The sequence below is a fragment of the Cellvibrio mixtus subsp. mixtus J3-8 genome (assembly GCF_000766945.1).
In the GTDB taxonomy this organism is placed as follows: domain Bacteria; phylum Pseudomonadota; class Gammaproteobacteria; order Pseudomonadales; family Cellvibrionaceae; genus Cellvibrio; species Cellvibrio mixtus_A.
In genome coordinates this window covers 55,764-75,905 of sequence record NZ_ALBT01000032.1, presented here as the reverse complement: position 1 = coordinate 75,905, position 20,142 = coordinate 55,764, and the positions used below count along the sequence as shown (strand labels likewise).

At 46.1% G+C, this 20,142-nt stretch carries 20 protein-coding genes; 9 read left to right on the top strand and 11 right to left on the bottom strand.

The genetic code is table 11. The annotated features are described in order from the left end of the window. Window positions 1-280: 280 nt before the first annotated feature. Window positions 281-3,385 (top strand): TonB-dependent receptor domain-containing protein, encoded by a 3,105-nt coding sequence (locus A596_RS00330; protein WP_052417073.1) that lies wholly within the window; start codon window positions 281-283, stop codon window positions 3,383-3,385. A 32-nt stretch (window positions 3,386-3,417) separates the two neighbouring features. Here A596_RS00330 and A596_RS00325 read toward each other — a convergent pair whose 3' ends face one another. Genes A596_RS00325 through A596_RS00315 form a run of 3 tightly spaced genes read right to left on the bottom strand, consistent with a single transcriptional unit; the run spans window position 3,418 to window position 4,706 of the window. After that, window positions 3,418-3,642: a hypothetical protein gene (locus tag A596_RS00325; protein WP_039911849.1), complete on the bottom strand. Its 225-nt coding sequence runs from the start codon at window positions 3,640-3,642 to the stop codon at window positions 3,418-3,420. Between the two features lie 27 nt (window positions 3,643-3,669). Next, a complete protein-coding gene (locus A596_RS00320; protein WP_039911848.1) occupies window positions 3,670-4,218 on the bottom strand; it encodes a DUF1415 domain-containing protein in 549 nt (182 codons plus the stop codon). Between the two features lie 11 nt (window positions 4,219-4,229). Continuing rightward, complete coding sequence (locus A596_RS00315; protein ID WP_039911847.1) at window positions 4,230-4,706, bottom strand: YehS family protein; 477 nt, start codon at window positions 4,704-4,706, stop codon at window positions 4,230-4,232. 131 nt (window positions 4,707-4,837) lie between these two features. Between A596_RS00315 and A596_RS00310 the strand changes: the two genes are divergently transcribed. Then, window positions 4,838-5,392 carry a sugar O-acetyltransferase gene (locus tag A596_RS00310; RefSeq protein ID WP_039911846.1) on the top strand — a complete coding sequence of 185 codons (555 nt, stop codon included), beginning with the start codon at window positions 4,838-4,840 and terminating at the stop codon, window positions 5,390-5,392. On the opposite strand, the gene A596_RS00305 is transcribed toward A596_RS00310, so the two are convergent. Genes A596_RS00305 through A596_RS00295 form a run of 3 tightly spaced genes read right to left on the bottom strand, consistent with a single transcriptional unit; the run spans window position 5,379 to window position 7,604 of the window. After that, window positions 5,379-6,551: a glutathionylspermidine synthase family protein gene (locus A596_RS00305; RefSeq protein WP_039911845.1), complete on the bottom strand. Its 1,173-nt coding sequence runs from the start codon at window positions 6,549-6,551 to the stop codon at window positions 5,379-5,381. The genes A596_RS00310 and A596_RS00305 overlap by 14 nt on opposite strands. Before the next feature lie 3 nt (window positions 6,552-6,554). Then, complete coding sequence (locus A596_RS00300) at window positions 6,555-7,142, bottom strand: DUF1190 domain-containing protein (RefSeq protein ID WP_084127850.1); 588 nt, start codon at window positions 7,140-7,142, stop codon at window positions 6,555-6,557. Between the two features lie 48 nt (window positions 7,143-7,190). Continuing rightward, window positions 7,191-7,604: a DUF350 domain-containing protein gene (locus A596_RS00295; protein WP_039911843.1), complete on the bottom strand. Its 414-nt coding sequence runs from the start codon at window positions 7,602-7,604 to the stop codon at window positions 7,191-7,193. 212 nt (window positions 7,605-7,816) lie between these two features. On the opposite strand from A596_RS00295, the gene A596_RS00290 reads away from it, so the two are divergent. From A596_RS00290 to A596_RS00265, 6 genes are all read left to right on the top strand, one after another. After that, window positions 7,817-8,812 carry an HlyD family secretion protein gene (locus A596_RS00290; RefSeq protein WP_235425578.1) on the top strand — a complete coding sequence of 332 codons (996 nt, stop codon included), beginning with the start codon at window positions 7,817-7,819 and terminating at the stop codon, window positions 8,810-8,812. After that, window positions 8,805-9,773: an ABC transporter ATP-binding protein gene (locus tag A596_RS00285; RefSeq protein ID WP_039911842.1), complete on the top strand. Its 969-nt coding sequence runs from the start codon at window positions 8,805-8,807 to the stop codon at window positions 9,771-9,773. The genes A596_RS00290 and A596_RS00285 overlap by 8 nt, the downstream gene beginning before the upstream one ends. Continuing rightward, window positions 9,770-10,879 (top strand): ABC transporter permease, encoded by a 1,110-nt coding sequence (locus A596_RS00280; protein ID WP_039911841.1) that lies wholly within the window; start codon window positions 9,770-9,772, stop codon window positions 10,877-10,879. The genes A596_RS00285 and A596_RS00280 overlap by 4 nt, the downstream gene beginning before the upstream one ends. A 165-nt stretch (window positions 10,880-11,044) precedes the next feature. Continuing rightward, entirely contained in the window at window positions 11,045-12,058 is a 1,014-nt protein-coding gene (locus A596_RS00275; RefSeq protein WP_039911840.1) for a choice-of-anchor A family protein, read from the top strand. A 133-nt stretch (window positions 12,059-12,191) separates the two neighbouring features. Then, window positions 12,192-13,103: a cysteine synthase A gene (cysK, locus tag A596_RS00270; RefSeq protein ID WP_039911839.1), complete on the top strand. Its 912-nt coding sequence runs from the start codon at window positions 12,192-12,194 to the stop codon at window positions 13,101-13,103. A gap of 96 nt (window positions 13,104-13,199) precedes the next feature. Further along, window positions 13,200-13,796, top strand: coding sequence for a pentapeptide repeat-containing protein (locus A596_RS00265; protein ID WP_039911838.1), 597 nt, complete (start codon window positions 13,200-13,202; stop codon window positions 13,794-13,796). A gap of 59 nt (window positions 13,797-13,855) precedes the next feature. On the opposite strand, the gene A596_RS00260 is transcribed toward A596_RS00265, so the two are convergent. Both A596_RS00260 and A596_RS00255 read right to left on the bottom strand, forming a co-directional pair. Continuing rightward, window positions 13,856-15,223: an amidohydrolase family protein gene (locus tag A596_RS00260; RefSeq protein ID WP_235425577.1), complete on the bottom strand. Its 1,368-nt coding sequence runs from the start codon at window positions 15,221-15,223 to the stop codon at window positions 13,856-13,858. A 23-nt stretch (window positions 15,224-15,246) separates the two neighbouring features. Then, on the bottom strand, window positions 15,247-16,509 hold the full coding sequence (locus A596_RS00255) for an alpha/beta hydrolase family protein (protein WP_052417072.1): 1,263 nt from the start codon (window positions 16,507-16,509) through the stop codon (window positions 15,247-15,249). 255 nt (window positions 16,510-16,764) lie between these two features. On the opposite strand from A596_RS00255, the gene A596_RS00250 reads away from it, so the two are divergent. Then, entirely contained in the window at window positions 16,765-17,037 is a 273-nt protein-coding gene (locus A596_RS00250; RefSeq protein WP_039911837.1) for a hypothetical protein, read from the top strand. A 141-nt stretch (window positions 17,038-17,178) separates the two neighbouring features. On the opposite strand, the gene A596_RS00245 is transcribed toward A596_RS00250, so the two are convergent. The 3 genes from A596_RS00245 to A596_RS00235 form a co-directional block, all read right to left on the bottom strand. Next, a complete protein-coding gene (locus A596_RS00245; protein ID WP_039911836.1) occupies window positions 17,179-18,093 on the bottom strand; it encodes a hypothetical protein in 915 nt (304 codons plus the stop codon). Window position 18,094: 1 nt separating this feature from the next. Then, entirely contained in the window at window positions 18,095-19,174 is a 1,080-nt protein-coding gene (locus tag A596_RS00240) for a hypothetical protein (RefSeq protein WP_039911835.1), read from the bottom strand. A gap of 134 nt (window positions 19,175-19,308) precedes the next feature. Next, window positions 19,309-20,037, bottom strand: coding sequence for a glycerophosphodiester phosphodiesterase (locus A596_RS00235; protein WP_235425576.1), 729 nt, complete (start codon window positions 20,035-20,037; stop codon window positions 19,309-19,311). Window positions 20,038-20,142: the final 105 nt, after the last annotated feature.

Here is a 20,142-nt window from a genome sequence, read left to right as displayed (position 1 = left end):
GTCGCTTAACCCCACTCCATCGCCATAGCCAGAATCACTTATCAGTACAATAAAAATGGATTCTGGCGCCTGATTTTTCATTTCACACATCCAAACAAAACTTTTATGCTTTTTTAGTGCAAAAAATCACAATGTGATGCATTTCGAGCGGCAGATTTTTTGCTTGTCACTAGACTGTAAGCAGCACGTCAGCGCATAGCTGATCAAGGTGCTGTGGAAAATTATACTGATAATGTCTGGCAACCAGTGCTGACTCACACAGATGAGCGAAGGAGTTATGATGATCAAGCAACACATTTTGTACCTCGCAATACGTTCTTTCACCGCTCCAATGACCTCTCAATTAACCGTTCCCAAAATCATTGCCGCTACCGGTCTTTGCAGTTTGCTATGGGGTAGTCCGCAGGTTCTTGCACAAGAGCCAGGAAATGGCGAACAAGCGAATGAAATTGAAGAGCTGGTGATTGTGGGGTCGCGTATTCGCCAGACCAATTTAAAAACCGTTTCACCAACCACACTTGTTACCCGTGAAGACGCTGCGGCCGCAGGCCTTAATTCCACTACTGATTTATTGCAATCAAATGCGATTACCGGTGGCTCCTCGCAAATTAATAATGCTTTCGGTAGCTATGTCACTGAGGGCGGTCCCGGTGCAAATACCATTTCATTGCGCGGTTTAGGGGCAAGTCGCACGCTCGTGTTAATCAATGGTCGTCGCGTTGCACCGGCGGGAACGCAAGGCTCAGTGGGCACAGCGGATTTAAACGTGTTGCCAACAGCGATGATTGAACGTGTGGAAATCCTGCGCGATGGAGCATCGTCCATTTACGGTTCTGATGCAGTGAGCGGCGTGATCAATGTAATCACTCGCGACAATGTAGATGGATTAGTGCTTGAAGGTGATTTTAACCATCCCACCGAGGGTGGCGGGGAGCAAGTCCGCTTATCAATTGTCGGCGGGCTTGATGAAGAGCGCTTTTCTATTTCCGGTTCATTTGATTATTACGAACGCAAATCGCTCACGCTGGGTGATCGTGAATGGACACGCTGCAATCGCGACAACTTTCGCGATCCGGTAACCGGTGAAGCAGACGATTTTATTGACGTGCGAACCAATAAATCCAAGTGCTATCCAATAACAGCGACGGGATCAAATGGTGTCACCGTCAATACGATTGGGCTCGAAGGTATTGATGGTGAGAACTGGAGGGACTTCGGATTATCGGGACCTGTTGTTGGCGCTCCCTATACACCCGATCCATCGAAAACGATCTTCACTCGCTTCAGACCCAACGCTTCAATAAATAGCGGTCTGGTTGGCTTTGAAGGTGTTGGTGGTTTTGAAATCGTTAACGACGGTGATGATCAATATCTGCAATCATTAAGTACCAATATTCGCGATACATTTGACCCCAATATGCTTAAAGAAAATTTAATTTCCCCGGCAAAAAATTACACCGGTTTTGTCCAAGGTAAATACGATTTACAAGCCCTGGGAAAGGCTGAACTGTATGGTGAATTATTAGCATCGCGCAGGGAATCAGAGCAAGCAGGTTTTCGTCAAATGATTATGGATTACCGTCGAGGCAGCGCCGCGATTCCAACCTCACTGACGTTTTCAACTTTCGGAGCAGACCAGGGAACCAGTGATGGAGATTCCGTCGGAGTACGTGCTTTTGTGGGTTTTGACACTGATATCAGCAGACAGGAAGTGGATTTTTATAAACCCACTTTCGGCTTGCGCGGCGACCTTGTTTTTTTGCCTGATTGGCGTTACGACATTTATACAAGCTATGCAAAATCCGATGCGACTTATGAACAGCAATCATTTCTGATCGACAAACTCACTTATGCGAGCGATTCAATTACGGCACCGGGTGGGTTGAATTCAAGCCTGGTACGCGACGGCTTAACCTGTGAGATAAGCCTTACCAACCCGGGCGAAAAATGCGTTCCCTTTCCCCGTTTAACGGCTGCGGTGATCGGGGGAAATTTACCGCAAGATTTTAGGGATTATGTTTTCCGTAATATCATTGGTAAAACCGAATATGAAGAATCTATTTACAGCGCAATTTTTGATGGACCATTATTCAGTGTTCCCGCCGGTAAAGTACAAGCAGTATTGGGCCTTGAACATCGCAAAATGGAAATCAATGATCAGCCAGATGAAAACAGTGTTAATGGCAATCTTTATAATTTAAGCAGTGCGACGCCAACAGTTGGAGAAGATGACGTCACCGAAGTTTATAGTGAAATCCAGATTCCAATACTAAGCGGTGCTGCCTTTGCAGAAGAACTCACTTTTAACGGTTCGATTCGCTACACCGATTACAATTCTTACGGATCAGATGATACTTATAAAGTAGGTTTGATTTATGCGATTACCGATTGGTTCACACTACGTGCCAGCCGTGGAACCTCTTATCGCGCGCCAGCACTGTTTGAACAATTCCAGGGACCAACGAGCGGTTTCCGTGCAGCATCGATTGATCCGTGTAACGATTACAGCAATGCGGCCAATCCTAATCGTGCAGCAAACTGCGATGCAGAATTATCAAATCCCGCGTTCAATGCCACTAACGGTGTAGAAATTTTTAACCTTGGTGGAGCAGAAGCTGGTTTATTTGCGGAAACATCGGACAACACTACTTACGGCTTTATTTTCGAACCACATGTTAGCGATTCAACCCAAATCAGTATCGCTGTTGATTACTTTGAAATTGAAATTGAAAATGGTGTTCAACAGGTGGGCGAAGATGAAATTTTGAAACGCTGCTATGACTCCGCTACCGATTTTGCCGCCGACACGGGTTTATGTCGTTTTGTCACGCGCGATGCGGTTACCAAACAATTAACAGTCAATAATGCCTATACCAATTTATCTTCCGAAAAATTACGTGGCCTGGATGTGAATGCAGATTTTGGCCAGGATATAGGCCCTGGAAATCTGGGAGTTAATCTAAGCCTCACACGTTATTACACACAAGCTGAACAATTATTTAGAGGTGAAGAATTCAAGGAGTATAACGGCAGCCTGGAAAAACCGGAATTTGGCGGTTCTGCCAGCATCAGCTACACCCTGGATGATTGGAAATTCCTTTACAGTGTTGACTGGATCAGTAGCATGGACGGTTATTCAATAGCTGAGGAAGACCCTGCGGAGAGCTTTTCAGATTACACGGTTCCCAGTTACTTCGAACACCTTATCTCTGCACGTTATCAAGCAGAAACCTGGAAGACAACATTCGGGGTGCGCAACCTGACCAACGAAACACCACCGGAAATTTCTGCTGGTTATTTTAATCGCGTTGGCAATTCGCCACTGTACAGCGGGTATGACTATGTGGGGCGGGAAGTGTTTATTAATTTCCAGATTAACTATTAATTTAGAATAACTATCAACAGAATTTTTTAACATCAAAAGGAGCAGTTTTCGTACTGCTCCTTTTTTCTAATTAACCATAATAAATAAATTAACAAGGGATGTAATACCAGCAGCAGCAACCAGTAACTGCGCGCAATTGCTGTTAAATATCCACTATGCGACTTTACATAATTATTTACACCAACCGCCCAGGGAAGCAAGGTCCAGATTGCGCCCATTACCAAAAATAGCGTAACCATCATTTTTATTAACTGCATTATTTATTCCTTTGTATTTCAACCTTATCATTTCATCAAATACGAAAATAATTTTTCCCTTTCACTATCAGAAAGTGCTTCGATACGCTTTTTATTATTTTCCGGAACTTCTTCAACACCCTTGTAATATTGCAATGCTTTTTCCAAACTTGCCTCACGAATAATATGCAATATCGGATAAGGCGCGCGATTGGTGAGGTTTTCTGCATCTTCCGGTTCAGCACCGGCAAAACAATAATTCGGATGGAAGGTTGCCAACTGGTAAATACCGGTCCAACCATTGCGTTTAATCATTTTCTCAGCCCAGTTTAAAAACTGGTTGTAGTCAAAGAAATCCTGCAAATGGCCAGGGATAACAACCAGTGTGGTTTCCAGTTCACTGGCGGGCTTTTCGTCCAGCAATTCCATTTCACGCTGCAAGTCCTGTAGTAATAATTCATCATCATTTGCAGTTGAAATGAAAATCCGTACGCGATTTTCCTGCGTAGGCTTTCCGGCAAAAGGGCACAGGTTTAAACCAATAACCACCTCATTTAACCAGCGCACTACAGCGATATTAATGTTCTGCTCTTGCATCGATCAAACCTTCACGCTTTTCGCGTTTGCAGTAATTTTCCGATACCGTCGATAAAATCCAGTACCAATTCATCATCGCAGGCTTTGTAATGTTCGTGGCCGGGTTTGCGAAATAATGCCGAGAGATCTGATTTTGTGAGTTCGATAGTTACTAGCTTTAATGCTTCTCGCACGTCTTGCTCATGCAAATTAAAAGCGATGCGTAGTTTTTTTAGCACATCATTATTAGAGATTTTCCCGTGTTTGTTCACCGGTTCCATTACCGCATCCGGCTTTTTACCGCGATATTCATCAATCAAATTATTCAGGAAAATTAACAATATGTAGTCGGGCATAGTTTCAAAACCGGGCTGGTAATCTGTTTTTAATAGATTGACGATTTCCTTTTCGCTCAGATCAATACCAGCAGGCGCAAATAAGGTTTGTATTTTCAGCGTATCGAACTGTAAAGATTGGGTAAGCTTGCGAAAAATATCATTAGTTCTCATAAGTATTCTCTATAATTTCCTGAAGGTTACGACCGCTTGATGGTTATCATTTCTTGAGCTCGATAAGCCTGTAATCCCGGCGTGGTATTACGCTATTCTACCCCAAAACCCCTTCGCCCGAGAGCAATTGCATGCATCCTTTCCATGAAGTAAATCCGTTTGCCCCTGAATTGGTTGCCGCCCGTAAACGTGCCAAGCAGCTCTGTGCGGAGCTAAACGCCCTGCGTGCCGACCAAACCAAAGCCCGCAAACCGATTTACCAACAATTGTTCGGGCAAGTTTCCAGCGCTTATATAGAACCTCATTTTTTTTGTGATTACGGCAGTAATATTTTTTTGGGTGAGCGATTTTATGCCAATCACAATTGCGTCATCCTGGATTGCGCCGAGGTACGCATTGGTGATCGAGTAATGTTTGGTCCTAATGTGCAAATTTATGCAACCACTCATCCACTCGATCCGATAGAGCGTGCAACCGGTAAGGAATTTAGTGCAGCAGTCACCATTGGCGATGATTGCTGGATTGGTGGCGGTGCAATTATTTTAGCGGGAGTGACGATTGGTAAAGGTTCAGTGATTGGAGCAGGAAGCCTGGTGAATAAAGATATTCCCGACGGTGTTGTTGCGGCCGGCAATCCTTGCCGAATAATAAAATCCGTGACTGCTTCCGATATCAATCCAGAATAATATGCGGCAAAAAACGCGATGTATCCTTGGTGATTAATGTTTCGTCCTCGCGAATACAAATACCGGCGGCGCTGTCACCTACTATCCAGCTACCCAGCATGGTGTAAGTATCGGCATCGCGATATTCGTCGCGAAACTTTGGTAACGCATGCAATGCCTGACGAATAAATCGCCCATCATTGTAAGGACCTTGTGCTGAAACTTTTTCACCTTCGGCGGTAATCAAATCAACGTTAGCACCTTCGCGTGAAAATAATGGCTTACGCACCCAGCCGGCACTTATAGGTTCACTTTTCGGTGTTTCAAAAAATGCAGGCAGCAAGTTGGGGTGATTGGGATAACGTTGCCACAACAATGGCAAAATGCCTTTATTGGATAACAACATTTTCCAGCCTGGTTCGATAATTTGCGTTTGGCTGGAGGTTATTACTTTGGCGAAGTCTTCCTGCACCATAAATTCCCACGGGTAAAGTTTAAATAAACCATGGATGGGCTGGTTTTCCAAATCTACCAATTGGTTTTGCAATTCCCCCAAATCTTCAATCGCAATGTACCGCGTGTCTACACCAGCTTGCGTAGCAATATCCATCAAGTATTCGACAGTGCCTTTATCTTCAATACTTTCGCGCACACTGGAAAAATAAAAAGGTTGCGGCAGCGTTAATTCAGCAAACGCTTGTTCGAGCTTATCTTGCAGCGAATTAAATTGATCGGCGTGCGCAGGTAATACCCCGGCGTTGATTTGATCTTCCAGCCATACCCATTGGAAAAATCCGGTTTCAAATAGTGAGGTGGGAGTATCGTAATTAAGCTCGAGTAATTTCGCAGGACCTGTGCCGCTGTAAACCAAATCCATGCGACCATATAGATGGGGCTGGCCTTTGTGCCAGGAATTCCACACGTAACTCCAGAAATCGCGCGGGATATTCAACAACGTGAGCATTTCTTCGCTGCGGGTAATATCACCCACCATATCCATGACCATCTGGTGCAATTCTTCCGTGGGCGCTTCCAGGTCATTTTCTATTTGCTGCAAAGAAAATTGGTAATATGCCGTTTCATCCCAGTAGGGTTCGCCATCAAAGGTGTGAAATTTAAAACCAACATCCTCAGCATAAGCACGCCAATTAGCACGCTCGGTAATATTAATTCGCTTCATCCATTAACCGCCAAAACCGGTTGCCGGAGCACGGTTTGCTGCTTGCGAACCAAAACCGCCGCGACGCACTAATTGACCCGCCTGCGGTTGTACTTGCGAAGGTTTTAATGTGATAGGGCCAATGCCACCGGCAACAGGGCTATTCGTTGCTGTACGGAAAGTCGCGCGATCATCGCGCGATTTATACAACGGTTGCGTGGGAACTTTGGACGTATTGGCAGCGGCGGGCTGTTGCAGATTCTGCGGCACGGCGCCACGGTTCATCATTTGCCCCATTAAATATCCCATCATCATCGGCATAAAAACACTGCTGCCGGATGAGGTTTGTTGCGGTGCTGTTTCACAATTGCCAGAACCAAAATCAGTTTCACATTCTTCTTTGGAAACATATTTAGGGGCAACCTGTGGATGCAATGCTTTTGCTGCATCGTAGTCGGCTTTGCATTGCTCCGGTGTATTAAATGATGCTGCAGCACATTCACTTGGGGATTCATATACCAATGCCTGTTCACGTTCTTCACCACAACCAGCGAGCAATAATGTGGTAGCGGGAACCATTAAAACCAGAGCAGCTTTTTTACTTCGTTTCATCATCATGTTCCTGAAAAAGGGTTCAGTAAAAAGATTACTGTAAAAAAATTAATAGCTCATACACGCAGCGTTGATCAGCCCCACCGCAATTGCAGTGGCCGCCGATAAAATTCCGGTGGCGATTTCGCCGTTGTTAATTCGCTCGGGCAATTGTTTGAGGCTCAAGCGCAATACCACAAATGTTAATACTTGCACGATTAACGCTACAGCACCCCAGATTGCACAATCCGCCAACGATAATGAATGGGTGATCGCACTGGACAAGGGCAAAGCGAATCCGATTAACGCACCACCAAACGCCAAGGCAGCAGCAGGATTATTCGCGCGAATCAACGCTAACTCATCCTGTGGCGTAACCCAGGTGTAAAGGCGCACAAAAATCAATACCAATACAATTGCCACGGCAAAATAGGCGAGAAAAGGCGGCAAGCCGTCGAGCGATGACAAAGTGGTTTCGAGCATGGGAATTTCCTTGGGTAATTAAAATAATTAAGACGCGTGGATTCTGCCATAAATTCCTCCAGCACACTACGCGCAGCCAATTGGTGTCGCGTAGTGAATTGTTAAGTTTGATGAACTGTTGTAGTACAACAAAAATCATCAAGCTCCATGGTGTGCCAGTGCAATCGTTTTCTGGCAAACTCTGCGCATCCAGAGTAATTCAGGGATTCGTTATGAAACGGTATACCAGCCTGTGTTTTCGTGCCCGCATGCATTTTGGCATCCGCCTGTATCTGCTTTCCGTTTTTTTATTCGCACTGACGGCTTGTGGCGATCACGACAATCACCTGGCACTCGGAACACTCGAGCGCGACCGGATTATCCTCAAAGCCACTGCTGCGGAAATTATTACCCAATTACCCATTATGGAGGGCGCGTTGGTCGCACAGGGCGATCTATTGTTGCAATTGGATGATCGTCGCCAGCAAGCACTGGTGGCAAGCGCCCAAGCCAGCCTGGAAAGTGCGCAAGCCAATCTCACCAAACTGCAAAACGGTAATCGCCCAGAAGATATTGCCGCCGCGCGTTCACAAGTCCAGGGCGCGAATGCGCAATTGGTTGAAGCGCAAAAAACGTTTGATCGCGCACAGACCCTGGTTGCACGTAAATTGGCTGGTGCCGCCGAATTGGATAGCGCCCGCGCCAAACGCGATTCAGCACAAGCCAACCTGGATAAAGCGCATGAAAATTTATTGTTACAAACCAACGGGGCCCGCGAAGAAGATTTAAAACAGGCCGAAGCGCAAGTTGCGCTCGCTAAAGCCGGCCTGGAGCTTGAACAATATAACCTGAGTGAACTGAGTATCCGCGCCACTCGCCGCGCCCGGCTCGACCATTTACCCAAACATTTGGGCGAGCGTACCAGCGTCGGCGAAGCGGTTGTAACCTTACTGGATGATGGAGCTCCCTATGCGCGTATTTACGTACCGGAAACCCATCGCGTAAACCTTAAAACCGGAACGCAATTACAAGTGCATATCGATGGGCTCGCCGAACCCCAAACCGGCAAGTTGCGCTGGATCTCCCAGGATGCTGCATTCACGCCCTACTTCGCATTGAATTCGACCGACCGCGCGCGCTTGATGTATCTCGCTGAAGTGCAATTACCTGACAGCGCAAATGCGCTTCCCAGCGGCCTGCCGGTTCAAGTCGAGCTTCCCAATGACTGAGTTTGACCCTGCAAGCAATAGCGGCGAATGGGCGATAGAGACGGTGGGCCTGACCCGTCGCTTTGGTGATTTTGTTGCCGTCAATAAACTCGACCTGCGCATCCCGCCCAAAACTATTTATGGTTTCCTCGGCCCCAATGGTTGCGGTAAATCCACCAGCATGCGCCTGATAACCGGTTTGCTCACGCCCAGCGAGGGGTCAGTGCGAGTACTGGGCATGGAAATTCCCGCCCAGGCTGAACAATTGCGCCGGCGACTGGGCTATATGACCCAGAAATTTTCGCTCTACGAAGACCTCACCGTGCAGGAAAACCTGCGTTTTATGGCGCAGATCTACAATCTGGATAAACACCGGAGCAAACAGCTTATCGACCAGCAACTCAGTCGCTATCAGCTCAACGAACGTAAACAGCGCCTCGCTGGCGCGTTGAGCGGGGGCCAACGACAGCGCCTCGCATTAGCGGCAGCGACATTGCATCAACCCGAATTATTGATCCTCGATGAACCTACCTCAGCCGTAGATCCGGAAAACCGCCGCGACTTCTGGGAAAAACTATTCGACCTCTGCGATGCCGGCACCAGCATTCTGGTTTCAACCCACTACATGGATGAAGCCGAACGCTGCCATGGCATCGCCATAATGGAAGCGGGCGTGAAACGTGCCGATGGCCCACCAGCACAGCTGATGCGCGATCTCGGCGCCAGCGTCGTGGAAGTGGACGGGGACAACCTGCGCCTGCTGAAACAACAACTCAGCGAACTGCCGGAAATAGTATCCACTGCCCAACAAGGCACCCACTTACGGGTATTGATCAAAGAAGAAATCAACGAACCGGAAACCTGGTTGCGCACAACTCACCCGGAGCTGGTTGCGCAACGCCAGATCCATCAGGTGCGCCCCAGCCTGGAAGATGTATTTGTACATTGCACCGGCGGTGAAAACGGAAGTGCACGGCAATGAATGGATTGAACCGCAGCTTGCAGCGAATCGGCGCTATCGTTTTTAAAGAACTGCGCCAACTCACCCGTGATCGCCCTACATTCGGGATGATTGTGATGGTGCCACTGATCCAGTTGCTGCTCTTCGGGTTCGCGATCAATACCAATGTGCGCGATCTGCCTGTCGGCGTCGTGGACTTAAGCCATACGCAAGTAGCACGCGCCCTGATTGCTGACCTCCAGGCTACCCAGGTGGTGCGCTTTAGCGAAACCTACCAAACTCCCAAACTGGGTGAAGACGCCATCCGTCGCGGCCAGGTCCATGCAGTCCTGGTCATTCCTGAAGATTTCGGCCAGCGCCTGCAAGACAATCGACCTATCGCCCAATGGCTGATCGATGGCTCCGACACCATGGTCAGCAACGCCCTCCTCGCATTGCAACAAATGCCGTTCGCCAGTGGCTTTGAGGCACAAACTGCCGTTCGGAAAAACACCTTTGAAACGGCCCTTTTCTTTAACCCCGAGCGGCGTTCAGCGGTGAATATTGTTCCTGGCCTGGTGGCGATTGTGCTCACCATGACCATGGTGATGTTTACCTCGGCGGCACTGGTACGCGAGCGCGAGCGTGGCAACCTGGAGTTGTTGATCACTACACCCGTACATTCCAGCGAGATTATGATCGGCAAGATCGTGCCTTATATTTTTGTCGGCCTGATTCAAATGGGGATCATCCTTGGCCTTGGGCATTTGATTTTTGATGTCCCCATTAATGGCAGGCTCGATCAATTGGTACTCGGGGTTTTCTCTTTCATCAGTGCTAGCCTCACACTGGGCCTGTTAATTTCTACCATCGCCAAAACGCAGTTGCAGGCAATGCAGCTCACCGTGTTTTTGTTAATTCCATCCATTTTGCTGTCAGGGTTTATGTTTCCTTACGAGGGAATGCCGGATGCCGCGCAGTGGATTGCCGAAGCCCTGCCTGCCACTCACTTCATTCGCATGGTACGGGCAATTGTACTGCGGGGAGCCACACTGGACGACCTTTGGCCGGATCTGTTGTGGCTGATCGGTTTCACTATCATCGGGGTTCTCGCTGCCGCGACCCGCTTTAAAAAACGCCTCGATTAATAAAAGTGGCGTCTTATAACACTAGCCCCAACTTATCATTCAATTTGTGCTTCGCTTATAACCAATCAAAACAAGCCGAAAAATTTTTATAGTCGGGCGGCTTGAGCTTGTTCAGATTTCAACCTAAACTTGCGTCACATTAATTTTGTGAACTGGTTCGCATATATGCTCAAGCAAGTCTCTGCAATTTTCGCACTGGTAATAGCTGCTTCCCACGTCAATGCCATTAGTATCGATCTGGGTGCGGCAAAAGGTTATAACCTGTTTATTAAAGAAAACTTTACCCAGCCAGGTGCAGATTCCCAAGGCAAGATTGCCGTGGGTGGTAACGCCAATATTGGCCAGTATGACGTGGGCGTGAACTATGAACCCAATACCCACCGCGATGGTATCCAATTCTGGAAAGATACTGGCAGCAGCTACTCCGACGTTCTGGTAGTAGGTGGCAACCTGACTACCGCGAGCTATGCGTGGGGCAATGTCAAAGGTAACCTGATCCTGGGAGGTGAGCTCACCGCCGGCTCCAGCAAAAATGCAGTAGCGGGCACCACCACCAAAGGTACGCCAATCGATTTCAACAGCGCCTTCAATCAACTGACTGACCTCTCCAAATCACTTTCAACCCTGGGAAATACCGGTGGGCTGGAATTTAAATACAGTAACTGGTTGTTGCTGGACGGTATTGCCGATAAAGACGTTTATGTAGCCAATATCACTGGCCAAATGCTGGCCAATGCGACTGATTTGACTGCCGATGGTTTGGATAGAAATGACACACTGGTTATTAACGTCAGCGGCAAAAACATCACCTTTGACTCACTGAACTACGGCAGCCGCGAAACTTATGATGCATTGGACCTGGCCGCCAGCCATATCATCTACAACTTTTTTGAAGCGGAAAATATTACGTTCAGCGGCGGCCTCAAGGGCAATATCCTTGCACCCAATGCCAACTTCAATTTTTTACACGGCGACTTAAGCGGCCAGGTTATCGCTAAATCCTGGACCGGCGGTTGGGGTGCACAAGCAAATATGTGGGATGGATTTTTCGTACCGCCTGTTGAGCCTCCAGCACCGCCAGTAACACCACCCGTAGTGAAAGTACCGGAACCCTCATCCCTGTTGTTATTGGTAGCGGGTTTATTCGCACTGATACTGATTCGTCGCAAACGCGCGTAAACTTTTTTCAGACCCAACTAAGAAGCCGCTCACAATGCGGCTTTTTTTATGCCCCGTATTCGCTACACTGTCGTGTGCATTTTAAATTTATTCCTTAACGCTTGCAGCGCAAGCATTACTCACAGGGAACATCATGAAAGTTGATAACATTTTACAAACCATAGGCAATACACCTCACGTTCGCATCAACCACTTATTTCGCAGCGATATTGAAGTCTGGATGAAAGTCGAACGCTTTAATCCAGGGTCCAGTATTAAAGATCGTATCGCCCTGGCGATGATTGAGGATGCAGAAGCGAAAGGCCTTATCAACAAAGACTCGGTCATTATTGAACCCACTTCCGGCAATACCGGTATCGGCCTGGCACTGGTTTGCGCAGTAAAAGGCTATCGCCTGATTCTCACCATGCCTGAATCCATGTCCATTGAACGCCGCAAAAATATGAAAGCGTTAGGTGCAGAACTGGTATTAACACCTAAAGAGCTCGGCATGGGTGGTTGTATCGCCAAAGCCAATGAATTACTTGCAGAAAATCCTAACAGCTGGATGCCCCAACAATTCAACAATCCTGCCAACGTAGAGGTGCACCGCAATACTACTGCACAGGAAATTCTCGCCGACTTTCCTGAAGGCGTTGATTACCTGATTACCGGTGTAGGTACCGGCGGCCACATCACCGGTTGCAGTGAAGTGCTGAAAGAAAAATTTCCACACTTAAAAACCTTCGCGGTGGAACCCGAAAAATCACCCGTGATCAGCGGCGGCCAAAAAGGGCTGCATCGCATCCAGGGTGTAGGTGCCGGCTTTATTCCGCAGGTGTTAAATAAAGGCACGCTTGATGGAACTGTATTAGTGAGTGAAGAAGCTGCCTTTGACATGACTCGCCAATGTGCCTTGAAAGAAGGCATTTTTGTCGGCATTTCTTCCGGAGCGACACTTGCCGCCGTTGCGCAAAAGCAAAATGAATTTAAACCCGGCAGCCGCGTGATTATTTTCAGCTACGACACGGGCGAGCGTTATTTGTCGATTGAGGATTTGTTTTAACTCATCACCCTAAAGTGATTTACCGTTAAGGGCGCGATAAATCGCGCCCCATGCGAATATGGTTACAGAAAATACACTCCGGCCAGACACCTCACTATGACTATAGAAAACGACAGTGAATATTGTTCCAAAACATTCAAACACATCGATGCCGTTGGTGAATCGTTCAGCGAAGTGATTTTCGAAAATTGCGTTTTTGAACAGTGTAATTTTTCAAGCGTTCGCTTTTATAAATGTAAATTTGTCGATTGTGTCTTTGCATCGTCGAACCTCAGTAATAGCAAAGTAGACTACAGCAAGTTTTTTGATATTAATTTCAACGAAAGCAAGCTGGTCGGCATAGATTGGACTAAAGCAGATTGGCCGCGTTTCAATTTCACCTCACCATTAACATTTAATCACTGCATCATCAACGACAGTTCCTTCTTCGGCCTTACTTTAAGCGAGCTGACACTGGAACATTGCAAAGCCCACGATGTAGATTTCCGCAATGGCAACTTCAGCAAATCCAGTTTCACTTATACCGACTTCACCAATAGCCTGTTTATGAAAACCAATCTGCAAGACACAGACTTTAGTGAAGCTGAAAATTACGATATCGATATTTTTAATAACAACATAAAATCCGCCAGATTCAGCCGTTTGGAAGCGGTGAGATTGTTGAATTGCCTGGATATTGAATTAGGGGATTAAATAAGGGATTGAAAAATTGTTAACGCAGTTAATATTTTCAACCAACATCAATCACATGGTTACTCATGCAATGCGCTTTGTTGGAGCGCAATAAGTTCAGGTCGTGAAAACCAACGCCCATGTGTAAATACGCCACTTACACTACGGCTATTGCGGATGTCAGTTAATGGATTGCGATCCAGCAAAATAAAATCTGCTCGCGCACCGGCCTGAATAATCCCTGCACTTTCCTGTTTCCCCAGATAAGCCGCCACAGTCACTGTACTGCATTGCAGTGCTTCAAAAGGTGATAATCCGGCATCAACCAATAATGCAAGTTCCTCATGCAGGGAAATACCTGGCACTAGCGTACCAAATGTATCAGTACCTGAAAGCAATGGAACGCCCTGATCATGAAATTCTTTCATTAACATAAACAGCACGCGCAAATTTTTATCCACTTCTGCTTTAGTAATGGGAAAATCCTTTTCCTGATAGGGATTCGTTGCAGTATCAAGCCAAAACTCACGCACATCTACCGGCAAATATCGCAAATCGGGATTGCTCCGCAGTTTGGCAAGGTATTCATCCGATTGCCAAACGCCCACCATTTTATAAACAATTAATGTGGGATCAATATAAATTCCTGACGCTGCTACATCTGCAACTATTGTTTTACGATAATTCGCATCAAATAAATGCTCTACATTAGCCCGGTACGCTGATAAAAAATTGGTTGATAAAGCGTTAACATCCTTCTCATCACGCGCTACATATAAAAACTCTTCCATGTGCTCAAGAGAATTTAATACCAGGCTATTTTGTAACGGCATTTTGTGTTGGGCATGGCCAATCACCTTAAGCTCTCTTTTTCGGGCGCCAGCAATAATGGCGTTATAAATATCTGCATCCAAATCACCGTGCACCTTAACAAAATCAATTCCATGTTTTAGATGCTCGTCCAATATCGTATCAACAGCCGCAACGCTGGCCGGAAAACCTTTTTCCAAATGCGTACCGCTAAGTAAATAGCGTGGACCGACAATCGCACCACTATTAACCTGGTCGCGCAATGCAAAATGATCAAAGTCACCATCCTGCAAACGCATGTTCGCTACCGTAGTCACACCATTAGCGATGAATAAATTAAACATTTTTTGGGGGGCCCAGCGAACGTGAACATGCATGTCGGCAAGTCCAGGCATAAGATAACGTCCTTCCCCGTTAATTCTCGCTTTTGCGTTAACCTTATAGGCCTCACGTTGTTTAATGATCTGTCGAATTTTTCCCTTATCAATAACAACAGCCATATCCATTAAAATACCAGGCTTATTCATAGGAATAACGCTAACATTTTCAATAATATAATCTGCTTCAGGTTTATTAATGCCGCTATATACACAACCATTAAACAGCATGACAAATACAATCAATATTAATTTACGCACACAAGCCTCTCTTCCTTCACTGGTTACATGGCAATAGCGTTACCAAAAAACGGAGTTTCCTCCTGGCGAATCCAATCAACAATTAACCTGAAATATCCGTCAGTGACACGAGTATTTATACGTGTTCCATCAGGTAATTCCTTATATTCGTACATCCCGTGATCCGTATGAGGAAAAATATAAATATCCAGCAACGGGTTGTTCTTTTTATATTGCGTTAACGCTCTCAATGTTCGTTGGCTGGGTGCTTCGCGATCCTGATCAGCGAGAATCCATAACATGGGCACCTGCAATTGTTTCAGCACCGTTGCAGAATCATAATCCCAGATGAGTTCAAGGTTATCGAAAACGGCCTTTCCCATACGGCGCAATTCCGCATCACTCATACGGAGCATGGCACCACTGTATTCCCCATTAATTGTGTTAAAAGCAGGTTGACCAACGGATTTTTTTCTGAATTTTTCCAACTCACTGAAACCGCGAGTGAAATTCGATAAAAGGATTCTGGTTGTCAGGGTTGATAATGAATATATTTTTTCAATTTGCGCTTTATCAAAATTTTTCTGCCGCGCCTCCACAAGCATTTGATCAAGGTCTTCTTCTATAGGAGAGGCAACCAATCCATAACCAACTACCACAAAATCAACGGATAGATGTTGCGCCGCTAACGGTGCCACCCAACCACCCTGGCTTGCCCCCCAGAAACCCGCATGCGAAATTTTTGTTGTAGCCATTTTCCGTGCATGCCGCATTGCAGCAGCGGCGTCTTCTGCCAGTAATTCAAAATTCTGCGTGTACACTCCTTCTGACTGGCCAGTGCCACGTTTGTCATATACAAACACAGCGATACCCTGGCTTGCCAACAACAAGGCCCGTGAATTACCGATTGCTGCATCTTTTTCCGAACCATGCACCATCACAACCAGAGGAAAGGTTTTATATGAAACAGGTTCAATTAATTCACCCGCTAATTTTGCATCGACAGAGTTAAAATATGTCAGTGTGCGACGCAGTTTAACGGGAGCCAAGATCGTTGAAGCAGGATTATTCAAGGTGAGAAAACCAGGGTTGCAAGAAAATGGAAGCGCATCATCACTGGTGGCACCAAAGCGGCCATCAAGCATTAAATACCGCAGCTCCATTGCAGAAGTACTGTTTCTATTAGTTAAAACAATCGTATTATTTTTTCCATCACTATAAACACCGGACAAGCAATGTGCGTACACCGGTGTTTGCAAACTGGCCACTAACAGGAATATTAGCGCTACGACCTTGTGGTTATTCATTCTACTTTCACCCAAATCCAAACAATTGTTCCAATTAGAGGATGATGTTACGGATTTGGATTCACCCGGCACTATTTTTTTTGATCTAAACAAGAACACTCAATGGGCACTATCGGTAGTGTGCCCAACAACGCGAAGCCTGGGCCAAATTTCCTGCCACTGCTTTCCAGCAGACATTGAATTAATAACAACCTGCCCAATATAGATACCAATGTCGTTCAGCATCAACTCCGTAGCCGAAAAGGAAGATGAGCAATGAGCTTTCGTGAATATTTATTGTTAGGATTAGTAACCGGTCTATTTGTATTCTTCTGGCTCGGGTTTAAATACATTCAATACCTTCGCAATAAAAAACATAACACCGAATTATGGGGAACAATATTTGAAGGTATTACCAATAAATTAATTGATCTTGAACCGGTTAAAAAACCGGAGATTTACATTGAAAAAAAAGCACCGCGAAGCGGCAAAGAAAACACCGAAGATGATGATGGCAATAAACTGTCAGAAAGCAATAAAACCCAATAACCTATTGAATATCAATTGATTCTCTAAAGAATCCATAGCTTTATAAATACTTAATATCAGAACAATATAGTAAACCCAGGCTTCAATATACAACGCTGGCAGTGAATCACTGCCAGCGTTTTTTGAAAATTATCCCACTCGTTATGGAGCAACAACCTGCAATATTGGCGATGAACTAAAACTTGGCAACGTTGCAGTATTGTCGCGCTTGAAACTGACCGTCATTCCCATGCATGCATACATATTCGCGACAAATTCACACTCCCTGCCAACACTGGCTTCCACAAAATAGACGAGGGCCACATCGAGTGATTGACCTGCATCATAACTTCCCATGGAAGCAGTAACCCATTTGGCATTGGCTTTTTCAGTGTTTTTATCAAACGCCCATGTTGTACCAAATGTTTCAAACATATATTCACTGGCCGAATTTGGTGTTGGTGGCGCAACACGCAAAGTTTCACTTGACCATACCGGATAACCATTAACTAACAGCTGCACCCTGGCGCGCCCCTGATAGGCTCCTTTTGCGCTCTGCTCAAAGCGACCATCCATAACCGTTTCAGGAATTCGGAATTTTAAGCTGACACTGCGCTTACCTGAACCGGCCACCGTATAAGTAGTACGCCATGATGCCGAAGCGTGGCCACGTGTTTCGCCATTCAGTGCAATAGTTAACGCAGGAATTGCCGCAGCGCTCATTCGCGCCCAGCCCTGCGCAGTATTTTCTGCTTTGGTAAAATCAATTGCTTTAAGTTGATTGATATCCGCTGCCGGTGTGGATTGATTGGGATCAAAAGCCAGGTTATCAATCAAAACATCGTATTTTGCTAAAACACTGGCACCCTGGCCACGCGCACCACGCTCGCGGTTTTTTGTGCTGGTGTGATTATTGGCAATGGAATAGTGCACCGCCGTTTTGTATGCGAGATTATCCAACGGCGTAATAATAGATAGTGAATATTGGTCCACAGGAAAATAATCATCAGGTGGCAAGGCAGCAAAAACAGTAACATTGTTACACATTAACAAACCTGCAAATAAAATCCGTTTCATGTTAATTACCTCCTTCCCTGGTGCTAAGGGTTCCGCCGATATCCAAATAAAAATTTACAGGCAGGATTGTTGTTGAAATAATTTCGAATGCTACACCGCCAGAGGATGTATTGGGAATTTCACGCCCCGCAGTCAGCACCTGGCAATGGCGGGTATATGAAGGATTTAAATAACCGTTGAAATCCTGTCCACAGTTTGGTGCATCCGCAATGGCATCAGCTTGCAGGATATAATCCAGGATAAAATTATCACCGGATGTATAACGTCCAAGATAAATCGTGTAGGAATCATCACTCGCATCTTCACCCCAGTTGTACGATGTTCCGTAAGCATTGGAAACCAAATCCTTGCGATGCAATGAACGAGCGGTTTGCCATACCGGTAAACCATCAACCAATAATTCGGCGCTGGAACGTGCAACACCGTCATTACCATTTTCCGGCATGGGCTGATTCCCCGATGGGCCACCCGTGTAATATCCCGCTTGCAATCCATTTTTATGCACAGGCGCTTTAAAGCGCACAAAATAATCGCGCGTCGCTGCCGATTGGTTTTGCACGCGAACATGATAAGCAAGTGCCGTAGAAATATTGCCGGATTTTTGCACCGAGGCGCGCACAGACTTGTCGGCATTGGTATAAGTCACAGCAGATTTTTGCAGATAATTGGTATCGTAAATAATTAACGTATCATCCCAGGTCATTTCATCAGTGGGCGCTAATTGCGTTAACGATAACGTTGCCGGTGCAGGAAAACTGGTGGCGCTGGAATTAGGCCAGGCCGCTGGCAAACGCGTCCAGCTTGCAGGCGGTGTCAAGCGACCCGCAGAACGCTGCCAATAACGGCAAGCCGTACCGCATTGTACTTTGCTCGCCGAATTAAACGATGACCAGAGAATATTGGTTAAAGCTCCCTGAGCGGCAATCGAACGATTGATACTGTGTTCTTCCGGCACGGCAATACAATTATTTGCAACCATGCTGCCAAGCAATAAACAAAAACTGGTGCACAGTAATTTGTGGCGAGATTGAAATATAAAAGCTGGAGATAAAAAAACAGGTAACATAAAGTAATGCGGCATAATAAATCCTCCTTGAGCAGGGCAAAAAAATAAACGCAATAACCATCGCGCTGATTGCCATTATGCGCAGCGCCAAATCCTTTCGGCGCGGTAAAAAGTCACAGAGCCTTACCGAAAAAATACCCTCCGATTACTTAGTGTTGATTAAATTCCAGCAGCTTATCCGGCTTATCCGTAAATACCGCATCCACCCCCAGCGATTGCATATAACGCCAATCATCTTCGTGGTTTACGGTGTAGACCCAATTTTTTAAGCCGCGCTTTTGTGCATCCTGAATTAATTCCGGTGTAATAAAACTTAAATGGGTATTAAATGAATAGGCCTTAAGCAACTCGCAGCAGGCGGCGTAATCCAGGGGAATACCTTCAATAAGCACACCGCGTTTTACCTGCGGGATATGTTGCAAACACTGGTAGAGTTGCTGATGGTCAAAACTGGAAATCGTGTATTGTTCGTAGCTGCCCTGATGGCTATCAATATAATCCTGCAATATTTTTTTTAATGCCAGCACAGAATTCTGGCCTTTGATTTCAATATTCAATAAGGCTTTATCGCCTACCAGTTCCAACACTTGCTGCAAGGTTGGAACTGGTTCACCGTTCTCAAGCCGCTGCTCGCGCAAATAAGATAGTGGTTGCTCAGTAATAATACCTTGCCCCGAAACAACACGCCCCAAACGGCGATCATGAGTGACCAATAATTCGCCTTCAATTTGAAACACATCGATTTCAACAGCGTAAACCCCTAATGATAATGCACGGGCAATAGCCGCCAGGCTATTTTCCGGCAGCGGCGCCGGCCCCATTTGCGGCCCACCACGATGGGCGATGCATAAGAGCGGTTTTGTTAAATTTGACATCATTTTGCGCTCGTTCAGTGTTGATAGTTTTTACTATAATGCCAGCCACTCATGTACCGGCCAAGTAAACCGGAACCCATATTACACTTACAGGTCCCTAGTAATGGA